The sequence below is a fragment of the Streptomyces sp. GbtcB6 genome (assembly GCF_019091475.1).
GTDB lineage: Bacteria > Actinomycetota > Actinomycetes > Streptomycetales > Streptomycetaceae > Streptomyces > Streptomyces hyaluromycini.
Map to the genome: position 1 here is coordinate 1 of NZ_JAGXJL010000357.1, position 254 is coordinate 254.

A 254-nucleotide genomic window follows, 5' to 3' on the forward strand; every position below is an offset into this window, starting at 1 on the left:
GTTATTGAACGATTTCCTATATGAGGCGATTTTTATTCCGAAAGGTGTGGAACCGCCGCCAAAAAGTATTATCCTGTCTCCTGAATTACAGGTTTATGTGGCACGTTTCGGAGAATCAAAAGCTGATCATGGATTAGCCGCAGAGGTTGACGGCAAGATTGTCGGAGCCGTCTGGACCCGCATAATGAACGACTACGGACACATAGACGATGCCACACCCTCTCTGGCAATTTCCCTCTACAAAGAATATCGTG

At 46.5% G+C, this 254-nt stretch carries 1 pseudogene; it reads left to right on the forward strand.

Annotation, left to right across the window (positions count from 1 at the left end):
* Positions 1-254 (forward strand): annotated as a pseudogene (locus KVT45_RS55445) (GNAT family N-acetyltransferase); the annotation flags it as partial.